At 62.0% G+C, this 17,303-nt stretch carries 15 protein-coding genes; 7 read left to right on the plus strand and 8 right to left on the minus strand.

All coding sequences use genetic code 11. The features are described from left to right. The 3 genes from AF70_RS29060 to AF70_RS29070 form a co-directional block, all read right to left on the minus strand. Positions 1 to 3,476 (minus strand): DUF6531 domain-containing protein (locus AF70_RS29060; RefSeq protein WP_169342508.1); only part of this gene is annotated, 3,476 nt, incomplete at its 3' end. A gap of 148 nt (positions 3,477 to 3,624) precedes the next feature. Next, positions 3,625 to 4,395, minus strand: a complete 771-nt coding sequence (locus AF70_RS29065; RefSeq protein ID WP_028940386.1) for a DUF2063 domain-containing protein — start codon at positions 4,393 to 4,395, stop codon at positions 3,625 to 3,627. Continuing rightward, the gene (locus AF70_RS29070) at positions 4,388 to 5,224 is read right to left on the minus strand and encodes a DUF692 domain-containing protein (RefSeq protein ID WP_028940387.1); all 837 of its coding nucleotides are present in this window, start codon (positions 5,222 to 5,224) and stop codon (positions 4,388 to 4,390) included. Before AF70_RS29070 ends, AF70_RS29065 begins: the two co-directional genes overlap by 8 nt. A gap of 298 nt (positions 5,225 to 5,522) precedes the next feature. Here AF70_RS29070 and AF70_RS29075 point away from each other — a divergent pair, with 298 nt between their 5' ends. Beyond that, entirely contained in the window at positions 5,523 to 6,569 is a 1,047-nt protein-coding gene (locus AF70_RS29075) for a class I SAM-dependent methyltransferase (protein ID WP_028940388.1), read from the plus strand. A gap of 251 nt (positions 6,570 to 6,820) precedes the next feature. Here the strand turns inward: AF70_RS29075 and AF70_RS29080 are convergent, their stop codons facing one another. Then, positions 6,821 to 7,714 (minus strand): LysR family transcriptional regulator, encoded by an 894-nt coding sequence (locus tag AF70_RS29080; protein WP_028940389.1) that lies wholly within the window; start codon positions 7,712 to 7,714, stop codon positions 6,821 to 6,823. A 148-nt stretch (positions 7,715 to 7,862) separates the two neighbouring features. Between AF70_RS29080 and AF70_RS29085 the strand changes: the two genes are divergently transcribed. Genes AF70_RS29085 through AF70_RS29095 form a run of 3 tightly spaced genes read left to right on the plus strand, consistent with a single transcriptional unit; the run spans position 7,863 to position 10,453 of the window. Further along, on the plus strand, positions 7,863 to 8,561 hold the full coding sequence (locus tag AF70_RS29085) for a CoA transferase subunit A (protein WP_018928063.1): 699 nt from the start codon (positions 7,863 to 7,865) through the stop codon (positions 8,559 to 8,561). Between the two features lie 36 nt (positions 8,562 to 8,597). After that, the gene (locus AF70_RS29090; RefSeq protein WP_028940390.1) at positions 8,598 to 9,263 is read left to right on the plus strand and encodes a CoA transferase subunit B; all 666 of its coding nucleotides are present in this window, start codon (positions 8,598 to 8,600) and stop codon (positions 9,261 to 9,263) included. 11 nt (positions 9,264 to 9,274) lie between these two features. Continuing rightward, positions 9,275 to 10,453, plus strand: a complete 1,179-nt coding sequence (locus AF70_RS29095) for an acetyl-CoA C-acetyltransferase (protein ID WP_028940391.1) — start codon at positions 9,275 to 9,277, stop codon at positions 10,451 to 10,453. Between the two features lie 190 nt (positions 10,454 to 10,643). On the opposite strand, the gene AF70_RS29100 is transcribed toward AF70_RS29095, so the two are convergent. Beyond that, positions 10,644 to 11,246: an NADPH-dependent F420 reductase gene (locus AF70_RS29100; protein WP_028940392.1), complete on the minus strand. Its 603-nt coding sequence runs from the start codon at positions 11,244 to 11,246 to the stop codon at positions 10,644 to 10,646. A 110-nt stretch (positions 11,247 to 11,356) separates the two neighbouring features. Here AF70_RS29100 and AF70_RS29105 point away from each other — a divergent pair, with 110 nt between their 5' ends. Next, positions 11,357 to 12,253 (plus strand): LysR family transcriptional regulator, encoded by an 897-nt coding sequence (locus tag AF70_RS29105; RefSeq protein ID WP_018928067.1) that lies wholly within the window; start codon positions 11,357 to 11,359, stop codon positions 12,251 to 12,253. Between the two features lie 16 nt (positions 12,254 to 12,269). On the opposite strand, the gene AF70_RS29110 is transcribed toward AF70_RS29105, so the two are convergent. Next, the gene (locus AF70_RS29110) at positions 12,270 to 13,589 is read right to left on the minus strand and encodes an Nramp family divalent metal transporter (protein ID WP_028940393.1); all 1,320 of its coding nucleotides are present in this window, start codon (positions 13,587 to 13,589) and stop codon (positions 12,270 to 12,272) included. 147 nt (positions 13,590 to 13,736) lie between these two features. Here AF70_RS29110 and AF70_RS29115 point away from each other — a divergent pair, with 147 nt between their 5' ends. After that, positions 13,737 to 14,519, plus strand: a complete 783-nt coding sequence (locus tag AF70_RS29115; RefSeq protein WP_028940394.1) for a hypothetical protein — start codon at positions 13,737 to 13,739, stop codon at positions 14,517 to 14,519. A 108-nt stretch (positions 14,520 to 14,627) separates the two neighbouring features. Then, positions 14,628 to 15,215 (plus strand): hypothetical protein, encoded by a 588-nt coding sequence (locus AF70_RS29120; RefSeq protein WP_028940395.1) that lies wholly within the window; start codon positions 14,628 to 14,630, stop codon positions 15,213 to 15,215. A gap of 11 nt (positions 15,216 to 15,226) precedes the next feature. Here AF70_RS29120 and AF70_RS29125 read toward each other — a convergent pair whose 3' ends face one another. Together AF70_RS29125 and AF70_RS29130 are read right to left on the minus strand one after the other, a co-directional pair. Continuing rightward, complete coding sequence (locus AF70_RS29125; RefSeq protein ID WP_019582140.1) at positions 15,227 to 15,943, minus strand: alpha/beta hydrolase; 717 nt, start codon at positions 15,941 to 15,943, stop codon at positions 15,227 to 15,229. Positions 15,944 to 16,072: 129 nt separating this feature from the next. Next, on the minus strand, positions 16,073 to 17,185 hold the full coding sequence (locus tag AF70_RS29130; protein ID WP_019582139.1) for a succinylglutamate desuccinylase/aspartoacylase family protein: 1,113 nt from the start codon (positions 17,183 to 17,185) through the stop codon (positions 16,073 to 16,075). Positions 17,186 to 17,303: the final 118 nt, after the last annotated feature.

The raw sequence follows: 17,303 nt of genomic DNA on the forward strand, positions 1-17,303 counted from the left end.
TCGTCGCGGGTGTGGCGGACGCGGGTCAGGCGGTTGAGTGCGTCGTAGTAGTAGCTGCGCTGGCCGTGACGGCTGTCGGCGATGGTCGCCAGGTTGCCGTTGACCGCGTAGCTGTAGTGGCGCAGGTACAGCGGCCGGGTTTGCTGGTTGATCGCGTGGGCTTGTAACCGGCCTTGTTCGTCGTAGTGGTATTGGCTGGTCAGTTGTCCTTGCTGGCGTTGCTGTTCGCGGCCGAAGACGAACTGGTGGCTGGTGAGCCGCGCGCCGTTGAGGTCAATGGCCGTCAGCGCACCACCCTTGGCGTGGTGGTAGTCGAGTTTGCTGCCGTCCGGCAGGCGCAGGCGGTTGAGCTGGCCGCAGGCGTCGTAGCCATAACGCAGGGTGCCGCAGCCCTGATGCTCGGTGATCAGGCGGTCCTGCTGGTCGTACTCGAATTCCAGCGGATGATCGTGGCCGTCGTCGACGCTGGTCAGTCGGCCCAGCGAGTCGTAGCGGTATTGGACCTGGATGCCGTCGGGCAAGGTTTTGACCAGCAAGCGCCCGGCCGAATCCCGCTCGTAAGCCGTCACCAGCTGCGAGCCGTCATCACCGAACTCGGTTTTCTCCAGCAGGTGCCCATTGAGATCGTAGGCGTACGCGGTGCGGCGACCGTCGAAGCCGGTTTCCTGTCGGATCAGGCCGCTGGGCGTGTAGTCCAGCCGATAGTGTTCGCCGGATTCGTTCTCGATTTCCGTCAGCAGCAGCTGCGCATTGTCATAGCGGTACTTGAGCTGGGTGCCGTCGGGATTGATCCGGCGGCTGACCAGGTGCAAATCGTCGACGTACTCGTAGCGGGTGACGCGGCCCAGTTCATCGCGTTCGGCGGTGATCTTGCCGTAGGCGTTGTAGCTGAACCCGCGGGTGGCACCGCTGGGCAGCGTCGTCTGGATCAGTCGGCCGACGGCATCCCATTGGTACTGGGTAACCGCACCGTGTTCGTCCTGACGAGTCGTCTGCCGCCCCAGCGCATCGTAGGAAAACGCTCGCTGCCCACCGTCCGGCAGTGTTTCCTCGAGCAACTGGCCCAAGGCATTCCAGACAAAGACATGGCGACTGGTGTCCGGGTAGCGGATCGACAGTAACCTGCCCTGAGGGTCGTAGTGGTAATGGGTGACCTGACCGTCCGGATCGGTCGCCTCGGTGACATCGCCCTGGGCATTGCGCCGGTAGGTCCACACCGCTTTGCCGCGATAGCGCGCGTGCAAGAAACCGTTGCGATACTCGTAGGACGTCGGTTCGTCTTGCGGCGGAATCAGCGCCACCAACCGTCCGACGTCGTCGTAACGGTATTCGGTGACGGCCCCCAACGGATCCTGCTCGGCGACCAATCGGCCCTGCTCGTCATAGGCTTTGAGCTGTTCGCCGCCGTCCAGCCCGACCCGTCGCACCAGCCGCGCCCGATCATCGTGGACGTAAACCTCTTCACTGCCGTCGATGTTCCGGACCGTGACGCTGCCCTGGTCATCCCAGACATAGCGCGTGTCCATCTGCGCAAACGACGCCCAGTGGCGAATACATATGGCCGCCTTGCCAGACCGTTCCCACTCCCAGAAGAAACTTGCGCCACCGGCCAGTTGCCGCTGCAAAATTACGTGCTGGTCGTCGTAGTCGTAACGCTCGCTTTCCCCGGCGGCGTTGCTCGCTTCGATCAGTTGATCGCGTTCGTCGTAGTGGTAACTGACTAAGGTTTGTTCGGTGTGCCACGCCTCGGCGAGGGTCTGGGCCGGGCGGAAACACTGGTAGTCGACAGCGATCAGGTGGGCGCGGTCGTAGCGCAACAGCAAGGCACGACCGGCTCCGTTGTCGAAGCGCTGGATACGTTCCTGACGGTCGCGGGTGATGCGCAGGCGGTTATCGTAGGCGTCGCTAATGGCCGTCAGCCGACCGTTGTGAAAGTGGTAGAACCGTGTGTCGTCGCCGGCCTGGGCGAGGATCAGTTCTTCGGGGTCATTGCCGAGGTAAATCGCCGCGCGCGACAGGCTGTTGTGGATGGCCGGGCGTTCGTGATTCGGCAGCGGGAACGTGGTGCGGCGGTTTTCGTGGTCGATCCAGATGACCTGGTCGCCGTCGATCTCCAGTCGATGGGCGAGCGAATGGCTCCAGCCCCAGCCCAGCCCGCAATCTATCTCCACCGCGCTGGTGCGGTACAACCGGGTGAAGGCAAACGGCAGCAGCCCGTCCAGCGCACCGTCGGTCAGGGTCAGCAGTTCTTCGCCGCTGACCATCGACACAGGACAGCCGTTGGTGCAGGTCAGTGCCGAGCAATCGGCGCTGTCGCCATTGGGGTTTTTCGCCTGATCCGGGGCGTCGTCGCGGTGTTCGCTTTGCTTGAGAGTGGTGTTGCGCCTGGCATCCCAACGCAGTTGCATCCGACCTTTTTTCATCCCTGCGGCGATACCGCGGGCGGCGACTTTTTTGTAGCGGTCGACGTAGCCGATGAAGTTATTGATGATCGTGAAAATCGCCTTCACGAGACGCACAACGGCACTGAGCAACTGCGCAGCTCGATCAGCCAAACGCATCGTCAGATAGGCGATGCCGGCGCCCGCCCCGGCGAACGTCAGGACGAGGCCAATCAGGATATCGATCAGCAGCTGCACCACCACCATCGACACCGCTTCGGCGGTTTTGCCGGCAATTTCGCTGGGTGGCAGCATGTCGAGCCAGAGGCTGGCGCAGCGCACCAGCAGACACAGCGCCGCTTCGTCACTGACTAGCAACTGGGCTTTTTCCATGACATCCGGTGCGGCTTTGGCGAGCTTCTCCAGCTCTGCGGCGCTTTCGCCCAACCGCTCTCCAAACTTCGCCGGATCCTTGAGAATGTCCGAAAGCAGGCCGATGCCGTCCCACACTCCTTCAATTGCCGCCCAACTTCCCGCGAGCATTCCATTGCCTACAGCAACCGAAGACGATTCCGACCACTTCGGTTTGAACGTCTGCCATTCATCACGCAGCCAGCTGTCGAGCTCCTTCGTCAGGCCGTCGTACGAGGAAAACAGCTTATGTACCTGATCCGGGGTGACTTCGTTGTGAACATGAACGCGGTAGAACTTGCCGGGTGTACCGGTGAACTCTCCCTTGCCACGTTCATTGAGCGTCACAGGCGTCGACTTACCGCCATCCACCGCAATGACATCGACCTGAATATTCCCCAACGGAACGTCGTAAACCGACTCGAACTTGCTCTCGATCTGCAGAATTCCGCCGTCGGGACACTGCGCAACGCTGGAGAAAAAATCGTCATCGCTGCTGCTGACGGACTTACTGGTATCGCCCAGTTTGATTTTGCGTTCCATGTCCATCAGCGACGGCAAATCAGCGGCACGGCTGGCCATGTCCGCCGTTTGGTTGAACCAACGCTTAAGCTGTTTGCGGTAGAGCGTCAGGGAGTCCGGAAAACGGTCTAGCTCCTGCTCGATACGGGCGATGTGCTCCATCAACGCACCGAAAAGCAGGCAGCGACTGGAGAAAAGGAGTCGAACATAAGCAATCCCTTGCGCAGAAAATTAGGCGCGGGGACTTTGCGGGGGATCAATCAGAAATGAAGTCAGGAAAGGTGGAAATGGATGTAGGGCGATTCGCTTATTAGCAGCGACTAAAGGCCGCTATGCCGATTACTCCGTCCCCATGCATCTGCCGCAGCAACGCCACCCCGCTGTCGATGAACTCCAGCGACCCGGCCATCCCCGCCTCCACCGCCAGCCCTTCCAGCTGCGACCGCCCATCGAGCTCAGGAAACTCCCCGATCCGCTGCAACAACCGCCACGCCAACGGGCTCAGCTCGGAGAAGCGCACACTCCAGTCTTCAGCCCGACGCACCAACAACAATGTCGGCTGAGTCGGTGGCACTTGCGGCCGATAATCCGGCCCCACTTTTTGCACCGGCCAGCCATAGGCCAACGGCCAGGCCAGTGGCGAAACCTGCAACGGTTGATCCAGCAGCAGCCCTGCGTCACCGGCGGGTAGCGGCTCGGCGTCGGATTGTTGCAGGGCCATTTCGACCCATTCGTAATGCGCCAGCTCGACCATGAACGGTGGCCACGGCCCATCGTTCAGCGCCAGCGGCATCGATGCGAGGAACTCGACAAACTCCCGGGCGATCTCGCCGAATTTTGGCGTGTGAGCGCGGTAGTCCCGCAGGAAGATTCGCACCAGAGAACGCCAGTCACTGTCCCCCAGTATTCTCACCAACACCGGAAAGGTGCCGCTGAGCAACGACGACAGGTTCGAGAACACCAGATCGCGATAAACCTGCGCCCGTGCCACGTCCATCCCGGCAGGCGGTGCGCAGTGGTCGGGGTCGCGCAGGTAGCGAGTCAAGGTGTCTTGCTGCTGATACAGCGTCGGTTTATCCACGGTCCGCCTCCTCCTGCAGTCGGCGAATGGTCTGCAACTCGCTCACCAGTTCAGAGAACGCCGGGTAATTGAAGTCCCGTTCAAGCAGCGTCGGCTGTACCCCGAACCGCGCATACGCCTCGGCCAGCAACGACCAGACCACTGGTTTGACCGAGGCGCCGTGGGTGTCGATTTTCAGGGTGTCGGATTCGTCGAAATGCCCCGCCACATGCATCGCGACCACCCGCCCCGCGTCGATACCCGCCAGAAACGCCTGCGGATCGAAACCGTGATTGATCGAGTTGACGTAGACATTGTTGACGTCCAGCAGCAGGTCGCAATCGGCTTCGCGCAGTACTGCGTTGGTGAACGTCAGTTCGTCGATGTCCTGCTGCGGCGCGGCGTAGTAGGAGACGTTTTCCACCGCCAGGCGCCGACCGAGAATGTCCTGGGTCTGACGAATTCGGGTGGCGACGTGGTGCACCGCTTCCTCGGTAAACGGCAACGGCAGCAGATCGTAAAGATGCCCGTCATCGCTGCAGTAGCTCAGGTGTTCGCTGTACAGCGGCACTTTGTAGCGATCGAGGAAAACCCGCACTTCTTGCAGGAAGCCTACGTCCAGCGGCGCCGGCCCACCCAACGACAAGGACAAGCCGTGGCAGGACAACGGATAACGTTCGGCCAGGGCACGAAACGCCGCGCCATGCGCGCCGCCGATGCCGATCCAGTTTTCCGGCGCGACTTCCAGAAAGTCGAAAGCGCCCGCCGAGGCTGCTTGAAGGTCGTTCATCAAACCGCGGCGCAAGCCTAGCCCGACGGTCGCCTGTGCAGATGTGAGGGGAATTTGCATGGTGTCGATCTCATCCTGGGATCCGGTCTCCAGCGCCTGAACACTCAGTGCCGGCCGGCAGGCCCAGTCAAGCGCCTCGGTGTGTCGGGTCTGTGTGCGCAAACGCCCCTCTTCTCAGCGCACTGTATCGGACAGGCAGCCAGATACAGTGGGATACACGAACTAGACTTGTTGATTACCCCCGTAGGGGAGCCAGGACGCGGTTATCGTCCTGTTCATTCCCACGATCACCGCCCACAGGTGCATGCCTCGACAAACAATGCCTGCGGGCCGTGATCCTGCTGAAGGAGCACACATGATGGACGAGGCCAGACTCAATGATTTCATGGGCAAACTGGTGAGCGACATGGGCGGCGCGGCGATGCTCGCCAACGTCATCCTCGGCGAAGAACTCGGCCTGTACCGGGCCATGGCCGACAGTCAGCCAGTCACCCCCGAAGCACTCGCCGAGAAGACCGGCTGCAACACCCGCCTGCTGCGTGAATGGCTCAGCGCCCACGCGGCCTCCGGTTACATGGAACACCGCGACGGCCAGTTCCGCCTGCCTGAAGAGCAAGCCCTGGCGCTGGCGATCGAAGACTCACCGGTCTATGTGGCCGGCGGTATGGCGGTGGTTGCGTCGTTTTTTCATGACAAGGACAAACTGGTCAACGCCATGCGCGGCAACGGCGCCCTGCCCTGGGGCGATCACCATCCGTGCATGTTCAGCGGCACCGAGCGGTTCTTCCGCCCAGGCTACAAGGCGCATCTGGTCAGCGAGTGGCTGCCGGCGCTCGACGGGGTGGTCGCCAAACTGGAGGCTGGCGCGAAAGTGGCGGACATTGGCTGCGGCCACGGCGCCTCGACCGTGATCATGGCCCAGGCTTTCCCCGAGTCGCGGTTCGTCGGTTTCGATTACCACGCGCCCTCGATCACCGTCGCCACCCAGCGCGCCGAAGAAGGTGGCGTGTCCGGACGGGCACGGTTCTTCCAGGGCACCGCCAAGAGCTATCCGGGCGACGACTATGATCTGATCTGCTATTTCGACTGTCTGCACGACATGGGTGACCCGGTGGGCGCGGCACGGCATGCCTATGAATCGCTCAAACCCGACGGCACGGTGCTGTTGGTTGAGCCCTTCGCCAACGACACGCTAGACGAGAACGCCAACCCGGTGGGACGGCTGTTCTACGCCGCCTCGACCTTTATCTGCACACCCAACTCGCTGTCCCAGGAGGTCGGCCTCGGGCTCGGTGCCCAGGCAGGCGAGGCACGGTTGCGCAAGGTCTTCACCGAGGCGGGGTTCACCCAGTTCCGGCGAGCCACGGAAACGCCGTTCAACCTGATTCTGGAGGCGCGTAAATAACGCCCGGCTCATCACCCGGGCAGGTTGGTCTGCCCGGATGCAACGGATGAAACCGGATCCTGTGGGAGCGGGCTTGTGTGGCGAGGGGGCTTGTCGGAACGCCGCATCGCCCCGTTCGATTGCGAAGCAGTCGTAAAACCAGTCACCGCTTTCTAAATTCAAGATCGCGGTGATTGGTTTTAGGGGTGCTTCGCGCCCCAACGGGGGCAAGCCCCCTCGCCACACAAGCCCGCTCTCATAGGTGACCGTGATCAACTCAGACGCTCGCCAAGGTTTTCAGCCTTGAGAATATCGAACAACGCCTGCGCCGCCGCCGACAGTTCTTGCCCGGTCGTCAAAACCCCGATCGCCCGTTCCACCACCGGGTCGCGCAAGGTGATACAACGCGCGCCCAACTCGCGCATCTGCTCGGCGCACAACGCTGGCACCGCGCTTACGCCCAGTCCGCTGGCCACCATCCGCCCGACCGTTGCCAACTGATGACTTTCAAACTCCACCGGCAACTTCATGCCCCGCGCCTGCAAGTGCTCTTCGAGCATCACCCGCACCGTGGACGGTCGCTGCAGGGTAATGAACGGTTCCTTGAGCAACGTCTGCCAATCGATATCGCTCAGGTCCGCCAGCGGTGAATCAAGCGGCACCACCGCCACAAACCGGTCTATGTACAACGGGGTGAATTGCAGCGACGAACTCTGGGTCGGCTCAAACGCCACGCCCAATTCCACCTGGCGGTCGCGGACCATTTCCAACACCTGCTCGTTGATCACGTCGTTCACCGTGACGTTGACCTTGGGATAACGCGCGCGGAAAGTCTTGAGGATCGGCGGCAGCAGGTTGCCGGCAAACGACGGCATCGCCGCCAGCGTCACGCGGCCACGCTGAAGGGTGAAGCGTTGGCGCAGTTCATCCTCGGCATTGTCCCAGTCCGCGATCAGCCGACGGGCCAGTGGCAGCAGCGATTCACCCTCGGCGGTCAGTGCGACGTTGCGGGTATTGCGGGTGAACAGGCGCCCGCCCAGGCCGTCCTCCAGCGCCTTGATGGTCAGGCTCAGCGCCGATTGGGACAGGTGCAGCCGCTCGCAAGCCACGGCAAAGCTCAAACTCTGGGCCACGGCCAGGAAGGCGCGGATCTGTTTAACGGTCATGGCCACTGTCTCCAACGTAGCGCGCACTCATTGGTGAGTTTTATCTATCAATCAACCTTAAAAATCAACTTAACAAATAAATCCTGTGGCGAGACACTCCCTCCCCATCCGGCTAGCCAGCCGCCCACAAAGAATAAAAGAGGTGCATATGGCAGGGTTCGACAAGCGCGTGTATTCCTATGAGGAAGCGATGGCCGGTCTTGAAGACGGCATGACCGTGATCTCCGGCGGCTTCGGCCTGTGCGGGATTCCGGAAAACCTCATCGCCGAGATCCAGCACCGGGGCACCCGTGACCTCACCGTGGTCTCCAACAACTGCGGCGTCGATGGGTTCGGTCTCGGCGTGCTGCTGGTGGACCGGCAGATCCGCAAAGTGGTGGCCTCCTACGTCGGCGAGAACAAACTGTTCGAAGACCAACTGCTTAAAGGCGAAATCGAAGTCGTCCTGACCCCCCAAGGCACCCTCGCCGAGAAAATGCGCGCAGGCGGCGCCGGCATCCCGGCGTTCTTCACCGCCACCGGCGTCGGCACTCCAGTCGCTGAAGGCAAGGAAGTGCGCGAATTCAAGGGCCGCCAGTACCTGATGGAAGAATCCATCACCGGTGACTTCGCCATCGTCAAAGGCTGGAAAGCCGACCATTTCGGTAACGTGGTCTATCGCCACACCGCCCAGAACTTCAACCCGTTGGCCGCCACCGCCGGCAAGATCACCGTGGTCGAAGTCGAAGAAATCGTCGAACCCGGCGAGCTGGACCCGTCGCAGATCCACACCCCTGGCATCTATGTCGACCGGGTCATTTGCGGCACGTTCGAGAAGCGCATCGAACAGCGCACCGTGCGTAAGTGATCCCCTGCCCCCGGACCGAATGAAGGAATAACAACTATGGCACTTTCCCGCGAACAAATGGCTCAGCGCGTCGCCCGCGAAATGCAGGACGGCTACTACGTGAACCTCGGCATCGGCATTCCGACCCTGGTCGCCAACTACATCCCCGAAGGCATGGAAGTCATGCTGCAATCGGAAAACGGCCTGCTCGGCATGGGCGCCTTTCCGACCGACGCCGAAGTCGACGCCGACATGATCAACGCCGGCAAACAAACCGTGACCGCGCGTATCGGCGCGTCGATTTTCTCCTCCGCCGAATCGTTCGCGATGATCCGCGGCGGCCACATCGACCTGACCGTGCTCGGTGCGTTCGAAGTGGACGTCGAAGGCAACATCGCCTCCTGGATGATCCCCGGCAAACTGGTCAAGGGCATGGGCGGCGCGATGGACCTGGTGGCCGGTGCGGACAACATCATCGTCACCATGACCCACGCCTCCAAGGACGGTGAGTCGAAACTGCTGCCCCGCTGCAGCCTGCCGCTGACCGGCGCCAGTTGCATCAAACGCGTACTGACTGACCTGGCCTACTTGGAAATCCACAACGGCGCGTTCATTCTCAAGGAACGCGCACCAGGCGTGAGCGTTGAGGAAATCGTCGCCAAGACCGCCGGCAAACTGATCGTGCCTGACCACGTCCCGGAAATGCAGTTCGCTGCCCAGTGAGGAATCCGTCCATGCAAGACGTTGTGATTGTTGCTGCCACTCGCACTGCCATCGGCAGTTTCCAGGGCGCGTTGGCCAATGTGTCCGCGGTTGATCTCGGTGCTGCGGTGATCCGCCAGTTGCTGGCGCAAACCGATCTGGACCCGGCGCAGGTCGATGAAGTGATCATGGGCCAGGTATTGACCGCCGGCGCCGGGCAAAACCCTGCGCGCCAAGCTGCGATCAAGGCCGGACTGCCTCACGCCGTACCGGCCATGACCTTGAACAAGGTCTGCGGCTCGGGCCTCAAAGCGCTGCATCTGGCGGCGCAGGCGATTCGCTGCGGCGATGCCGAGGTGATCATCGCCGGCGGCCAGGAAAACATGAGCCTGGCCAATTACGTGCTGCCCGGCGCCCGCACCGGTCTGCGCATGGGCCACAGCCAGATCGTCGACACGATGATCAGCGACGGTTTGTGGGATGCGTTCAACGATTACCACATGGGCATCACCGCCGAGAACCTGGTGGACAAGTACGGCATCAGCCGTGAAGCCCAGGACGCCTTCGCTGCCGCCTCGCAACAGAAAGCCGTGGCCGCCATCGAAGCCGGGCGTTTCGTCGATGAAATCACCCCGATCCTGATCCCCCAACGCAAGGGCGATCCACTGGCCTTCGCCACCGATGAACAGCCGCGAGCCGGCACCACCGCCGAATCCCTGGGCAAGCTGAAAGCGGCCTTCAAGAAGGACGGCTCGGTGACCGCCGGCAACGCCTCGTCGCTGAACGACGGCGCCGCCGCGGTGATCCTGATGAGCGCCGCAAAAGCCAAGGCCCTCGGCCTGCCGGTGCTGGCGAAAATCGCCGCGTACGCCAACGCGGGCGTCGACCCGGCGATCATGGGCATCGGCCCGGTCAGCGCCACCCGTCGTTGCCTGGACAAGGCCGGCTGGTCCATCGATCAACTGGAGCTGATCGAGGCCAACGAAGCCTTCGCCGCGCAATCCCTGGCGGTGGCCAAGGACCTGGAATGGGACCTGAGCAAGGTCAACGTCAACGGTGGCGCGATTGCCCTGGGTCATCCGATTGGTGCATCGGGTTGCCGGGTGCTGGTGACCTTGTTGCACGAGATGATCAAGCGTGACGCCAAAAAAGGCCTGGCCACCCTGTGCATTGGAGGCGGTCAGGGCGTGGCATTGGCGATCGAGCGCTAGCCCGAGACCGCGTTGTCGTTCATCGCGAGCAGGCTCGCACACAGGTGACCGCATTCTCCCGAGAGCACTCGGTTACCTGTGGGAGCGTGGCTTGCCCGCGACGACGGCGGCACAGTCAACATTGATGTCGCCTGACACACCGCTTTCGCGGGCAAGTCCCCTCACCACAACGGCTGGAAACCTCTGGCCCTCAGGCAAATTTCACCAGGTTCAAGACCGGCAACGGACCGCCCGGGAACTGCACCAGCCGCGCCCCGACACTCAGTTCGCCCAGATCGATTCCAAAGAAGCCCAATCGCTCGATCAGCGCTGCCACTTGAGCCTTGGCCTCGGCATCGTCACCAGAAAGAAACAACACTCGCCGCCCACCCTCCGCCGCCGGATCACTCTCAAGCAGAGGCGCTTGAAGGTGATTGAAGGCCTTGACCACCCGCGCGCCAGGTACCCATTCGGCAAACACTTCACTGGACGGACGGCCCTGCAAATCCACCGCTTTGAACGATGGCGCCTCGATCGAATTGTTCGCGTCGATGACAATCCGCCCGCCGAAATCCGGCAATCCGGCCAGTGCCGTTGGCAATTTCGACCAGTTCACCGCGACCAGAACGATCGGCTGCGCGGCCGCTTCTTCACGGGTGCCGGCCCGCGCCGTCGGCCCGAGTTCTTCCACCAGTGAGGCCAGGGTTTCCGGGCCGCGGCTGTTGGCGATGACGACTTCAATGCCCTGACGGGACAATGCTTTGGCGAAGGCTGTGCCGATGGCGCCGGCGCCGATGATTCCGATAGTGCTCATGGTGTTCACTCCGTAGTGGGTTGGTGGAGTGAATACTGCGCTTGCCATTACTACTTTATTAGACGGTAATGAGTTGAATGATCTTCAAGTATTAATATCAGGTGTCTGAGATGGAAACACTCGCCAACCTCGAATCTTTCGTGCGCAGCGCTGAAACCGGCAGCTTCTCCGCCGCCGCACGGTTGCTCGCACTGACGCCCGCCGCCGTCAGCCGCAACGTGGCGATGCTTGAACGCAATATCGGTGTGCGGCTGTTCCAGCGCTCGACCCGCAAGCTGTCACTGACCGAAGCCGGCGAACGCTTTCTGGCCAGCATCGGCGGCAATCTGCAGGCGCTGCAGACGGCGATCAGTGCGGTGTCCAGTGATCGCGGGGAGCCGGCGGGGGTGCTCAAGGTCAGCTTGGCGCCGACGTTCGGCATTGACCACGTGTTGCCGCTGTTACCGGAATTTCTGGCGCGCTACCCGCTGATTCGCTTGGAATGGCACTTTGAAAACCGCCAGGTCGATCTGATCGCCGAAGGGTATGACGCCGCCATCGGCGGCGGTTTCGAGCTGACACCCGGGGTCGTCTCGCGGACGTTGGCAGCGGCGGATGTGGTGGCGGTGGCCTCACCGGCGTACATGGCCGGACGCACCCTGCCCAGCAGCCCGGCGGACCTGGCTCAGTACAACGGCATTGTGATGCGCGGCATTCGCACCGGGCGGGTGCGCCAATGGGTGATGCGGGATAGCGTGGGCAATGAAGCCAGCGCCGAGCTGAGTGAAAACATCGTGCTCAATGACCCTGCCGCCATGCGTGAAGCGGCCCTGCTCGGCCTTGGTGTGACGCTGCTGGTGTCGCCCGATGTCATCGCCCATATCCAGCACGGCGAACTGCTGCGCTTGTTGCCGGACTGGCATGCCGACGCGGGATCGATCTCGCTGTATTACCCGAGCCGCACGTTGATGCCGGCCAAGACCCGGGTGTTTATCGATTATCTGGTTGAGGCGTTTGAGCGGGGGTGAAGATCAAAAGAATGACTCAGCCCACAAACTGCAAAATCAACCAGCTGTTGGCCGCACTGATTACCGTAAACAATCCCCAAGCCAACACCCGCGTTGGCAGCCGATTCACAAACGGCCCCATGAGCGTCTGATCGTTGGTCATGCGAATCAACGGGTACAACGCGAACGGCAGTTGCAGGCTGAGTACCACCTGACTCAACACCAGCAGTTTGCCGATTGCCCCGTCGCCCATCAGCCACACGCCGATAAACGCCGGGATCAGCGCCAGCCCGCGAGTGATCAAGCGCCGTTGCCAGCAGGGCAAGCGCAGGTTCAGGTAGCCCTCCATGATCACTTGGCCCGCGATGGTGCCGGTGAAGGTCGAGCTCTGCCCCGACGCCAGCAACGCCACACCAAACAACACACTGGCCAACGCCCCGCCCACCAATGGATCGAGCAAGTGATAGGCGTCCTGGATGTCCACCACGTCAGTGTGCCCGGTCTTGTGGAAGGCCGCCGAAGCAAGAATCAGGATCGCCGCGTTGACCAGCAGTGCCAGCGCCAGGGAGCCGATGGTGTCGATGCGCGCCAGTTTGACCGCGTCCTGCTTGCTGGCCAGGTCTTTGCCGATCATCCGCGTCTGCACGATCGAGGTATGCAGGAACAAGTTATGCGGCATCACCGTGGCCCCGAGAATGCCGATGGCCAGGTACAACGGCGCCGCATCGCCGATCACCGAAAGTGACGGTGTGAAACCGCGAGCGACGTCCGGCCAATAGGGTTTGATCAGCAGCAGTTCGACGAAGAAACACGCGCCAATAGTGCCCACCAGCACCAGCATGATCGCCTCCAGCCGACGAAAACCCCGGTTTTGCAGGGCCAATACCAGCAACGTGTCGAACGCGGTGAGCGCGATGCCAAACGTCAGCGAACAACCCAGCAGCAAGTGGAATGCCAAGGCGCAGCCGAGCACTTCGGCGAGGTCGGTGGCGATGATCGAAATTTCCGCCAGCAGCCACTGGGTCCGTGCGGTCCGCGTGCTGTAGCGCTCCCGGCACAACTGCGCCAGATCGCGCCCGGTGGCGATGCCCAGACGCGAGCACAAACACTGCACCACCATCCCCGCCAGGCTCGCCAGCAACACCACGAACAACAGGCTGTAGCCAAACCGCGAACCGGCCTCGATGGCCGTGGCCCAGTTGCCCGGGTCCATGTAGCCGATGGACACCAGCAAACCGGGGCCGGCAAAACGCAGAACGCGCTTGAAGAACGAAGCACCAGGGTCAACGGCAACCGTGCCGGCCACTTCCGGTGGGCAAAACGGCGCGGTGCCGACTTTGGGCAAACTGAATTTCACGCAAGCATCCGTCAACAGGTGGGAGCGCGCAGCTTAGACGTTTCGCGCACCCGGGTGTAGGCGCTCAACGCTTGCGCAGAAACCGCCTTAAGCAATCCATCGCCCGCAATGCTAACGTGACCGGCACACACAAATGGAGATGCGTGCGTGCTGATGCTCAAGCTGCTGGTGATTCCGGGGTTTCTGTTGCTGATTTCCCTGGCCGGTAAACGCTGGGGACCGAGCGTGGCCGGTTGGCTGTCGGGGTTGCCGGTGGTGGTCGGGCCGATTCTGTTGTTCCTCGCCATCGAGCAAGGCCATGTGTTCGCCGCTCAAGCGGCAACGGCGGCGCTGTCAGCCATGTTCGCGATGATTGCATTCTGCGTGACGTATGCCCAGGTCGCACAACGCTTGAGCTGGTCGTGGGCACTGACGATGGCGCTGCTGGTCTGGGCGTCGGTGGCTGTTGTGCTGTCGCTGATCCCGCCATCGCTGGCGCTCTCGGTGATCGCCGCCGCCACCGCGTTGCTGGCCGCACCGTACCTGTTTCCCTCGGTGCAACCCGTCGTTTCAGGCCCGGCGCCCAAATCCGACAAACTGCTGCTGCGCATGATGGCTGGCGCCCTGCTCACGTTGGCCGTGACGCTGCTGGCCAGCACCGTCGGCGAGCGCTGGAGCGGGTTGCTTGCAGTGTTCCCGGTGCTGGGCAGTGTGATGGCGGTATTTTCCCAGCAGACTCGCGGTCCGGCGTTTACGGCGGCGTTGCTCAGGGCTACGGCAACCGGGATGTATTCGTTCGCGGCGTTTTGCCTGGTGCTGGCATTGGCGTTGCCGAGGTTCGGCTGGATGGGATTCGCATTGGGGATAGGCGCCTCGTTCGGGATGCTGTTGGTGACTAAACAACGGGCATTGCGCCCAGCGCCCTATCGTTTCAACGAACGGCAACGATGATCACCACACGCCTTGTGTAGCAGCTGTCGAGCTTGCGAGGCTGCTGCTACAAATCGCGATCCGTGGGATGATCGCCGTCATAGCGCGACCATCCCACGGAGAGTTTGAATGTCATTGTTGAGTAAAAAAGCCATTGTTCTGCTGCTGACAGCGGCTGCCAGCCTGGGGGCCTTGAATGCGCAGGCGGCCAAGGCCACTACCAGCGACAAAGCGCCGACCCAGAAGGTCTCGATGCTCGGCGGCAAGTTCACCTTCACCCTGCCCAAGGGCTTCATCGCCAATCCGCTGCCGGCCGGCGACGCGGCCACCGGTACCGCCGGGGCGACGGGTACGATGTACACCAACCAGACGACCAAAACCGTAGTGATCGCCGCCGAAAACACCATTCCCGGCGGCGTCAACGTCAAGGACAACGACGGTGAATTCCTCGATTCCACCGTGTCCGCCTTCGCCACCGAGCAACGCAATGCCTTGCCGGACTTCAACAAGCTGAGCGAAAAAAGCCTGACCCAAAAAGGCACGGGGCTGGGCCTGCGACAGATCGACAGCACCGCCACCCAGGGCGGCGGCATGACCCTCGACACCTCGCTGATGGCCGCTTCTGGCACTCGCATGGCCATCATTCAGGTCATCTCCCGCCCCAACGACAAAACCGGCCACGAAACGCTGGTGAACCAGATCATCACCGGCAAATAAACCCGACCGGCTCAGGGATTGAGGCGCTGCAACCAGGCGCTCAAATCCTGCATCTCGGTGGCGCTGATGCTGTGGCCGACACCTTCGTAGGCATGAAACTCGGGCTTGAGTGACAGGCGTTGCAACAGGCTGTCGGCCTCGGTGCCGTCGGTGTAGGGCAGGCGTTTGTCGGCGGTGCCATGACCGATGAAAATCGCCAGCGACTGGCGTTTTTCATCCGGTTTGAGTTCGGACTTGAGCACCGGCAGGATGCGCCCGCTCAACGCCGCAATGCCGCCCACCGCCTCGGGATGACGCAACGCGACTTCATAGGACATGATCGCGCCCTGGCTGAAACCCACCAGGAAAACCTTGTCCGTTTCAGTGTGATATTTCTTTGCCGCTTGTGCGACGAAATCCAGCAGCACCTGGCTGCTGGTCTTCAGGTCGTCCGTCTCGCCGTTATAGGCACCCTCGCCCTTTTTGCGAAACCACTGGTAACTGCCCTCTTCCAACGTCATCGGCGCCCGCACCGACAGGTAGGTGTACTGCGGCGGCAATTCATCCTTGATGCCGAACAGGTCCTGCTCGTTGCTGCCATAACCGTGCAGGAAAATCACCAAGGGCTGGTTACGGGATTCAACGTTGGCCTGCTCCAGGTACTTGAGCGGCAGATCGGTGCGTAGCGGGATTTCAGCGTGGACGGCGGTGGACGCCAGGAGCGTGAGCAGAGCGAGAAACTTCAACATAAACCTTCCTTCACAGCGCGCAGGATTCGGGACAGAGCCTAACATCTCTTCCCGCCGATGCACCGTTTCCCTCTGATGCACCGCGCCCCCGCAGAAGGCAGCGCCTACATATTGAATCGCGTCGGGACGTCAGTCGTTGACCAGTTTCCCGACCCGGATCGGCTCACGTCCGGCGACTTTCGCCTGCCAGGTGCCAGGCTGTGTGTAGCGCCCGCGATCGATGGCAAACAGCACGCCGCTGGTTCCGGCGCAAACGGTGGTGGCCCGGTCGCTCAACGGATCGACTACTTCAAACAACGCATCGCCCCGCTCCACCCATTCACCTGAATTGCGCAGGAAACTGACCACCCCGTGATGCGGTGCAAACAGGTACTCGGTGCCTTCGAACGGCAGGCCCTCACAGCATTCGCTTGGCGCTGCCGGCCAGGTGCCGGTGATGAAACCCTGTTCGGCGAGGAACCCCAGGATCGCCTCGCAATTGGCCTGGGCCTGATCGACCCGGGTATCGCCCATGCTGCCCAGCTCCAGCGTGGTCGCCAGGTTGGCCGGCGGGATCGCAGCCTCAGGAAAGGCCCGCGCCAGGCGCAACCACGGCGTAGAGCACGACTCATCGAAAGAGCTGCCGCCGGAATCCTCACACAACAACGCCACCCCGGCCTTCAGGCGAGCCGCCAGGGAGCGCCATTGCGGCCAATGCTGCGGCAAGGCATACAGGTGAATCGCCGCGTCGAAATCGCAATGCAAGTCGAGGGTGATGTCGGCCTCGCAGGCGTGGCGCAGCAGCAAGCGGTGCATGGCTTCCAATTGCGAAAGCGGTGCCGGCAATCCATCGAGCACCTGCCCCATGGTCTGGCGAATCAGTACGATGTTGGCCTGGGCGTCACCCCCCAATTGATCGCCGATCAACTCAGCCACCGGTGCGCTGAGTTCAACGAACGAGCGGTTGAAGTTCTTGCCGCTGCCCAATTCGAAGCGGCCCAAATGGCTGCCTTGCAGGTGCTGATCGAGGCCGATGGGATTGGCCACCGGCACCAGTTCGATGATGCCCTGAAGTTGCCCCTGGGCTTCGAGCTCGGCCAGACGCTTCTTCAGTTCCCAGGCGGTGCGCATGCCCGGCAGTTCGTCCGCGTGCAGGCTGGCCTGGATGTAAACCTTGCGAGTACCCGCGCCATAACGAAACACGCTGAGCGTGCGTTCAGTCCCCAGATGGCTCCAGGGCAGTGAATGATCGATGCGTTGCATGGGGACTCCTGAATATCTGTGCGATGAGGCCATTCTTGTGGGAGCGAGCCTGCTCGCACCCACAAAGTCCAGCGTGAAAAAATGGCCACCGCATCCACGGTGGCCACTTCTCTACGGC

This window comes from Pseudomonas sp. KD5, from assembly GCF_012932895.1.
GTDB lineage: Bacteria > Pseudomonadota > Gammaproteobacteria > Pseudomonadales > Pseudomonadaceae > Aquipseudomonas.

Coding starts and splice junctions, on each gene's coding strand:
- AF70_RS29125 (WP_019582140.1), bottom strand. CDS start 15,943: ATGTTGAAGTTTCTCGCTCTGCTCACGCTCCTGGCGTCCACCGCCGTC.
- AF70_RS29075 (WP_028940388.1), top strand. CDS start 5,523: ATGGACGAGGCCAGACTCAATGATTTCATGGGCAAACTGGTGAGCGAC.
- AF70_RS29100 (WP_028940392.1), bottom strand. CDS start 11,246: ATGAGCACTATCGGAATCATCGGCGCCGGCGCCATCGGCACAGCCTTC.
- AF70_RS29120 (WP_028940395.1), top strand. CDS start 14,628: ATGTCATTGTTGAGTAAAAAAGCCATTGTTCTGCTGCTGACAGCGGCT.
- AF70_RS29105 (WP_018928067.1), top strand. CDS start 11,357: ATGGAAACACTCGCCAACCTCGAATCTTTCGTGCGCAGCGCTGAAACC.
- AF70_RS29095 (WP_028940391.1), top strand. CDS start 9,275: ATGCAAGACGTTGTGATTGTTGCTGCCACTCGCACTGCCATCGGCAGT.
- AF70_RS29070 (WP_028940387.1), bottom strand. CDS start 5,224: ATGCAAATTCCCCTCACATCTGCACAGGCGACCGTCGGGCTAGGCTTG.
- AF70_RS29085 (WP_018928063.1), top strand. CDS start 7,863: ATGGCAGGGTTCGACAAGCGCGTGTATTCCTATGAGGAAGCGATGGCC.
- AF70_RS29090 (WP_028940390.1), top strand. CDS start 8,598: ATGGCACTTTCCCGCGAACAAATGGCTCAGCGCGTCGCCCGCGAAATG.
- AF70_RS29080 (WP_028940389.1), bottom strand. CDS start 7,714: ATGACCGTTAAACAGATCCGCGCCTTCCTGGCCGTGGCCCAGAGTTTG.
- AF70_RS29130 (WP_019582139.1), bottom strand. CDS start 17,185: ATGCAACGCATCGATCATTCACTGCCCTGGAGCCATCTGGGGACTGAA.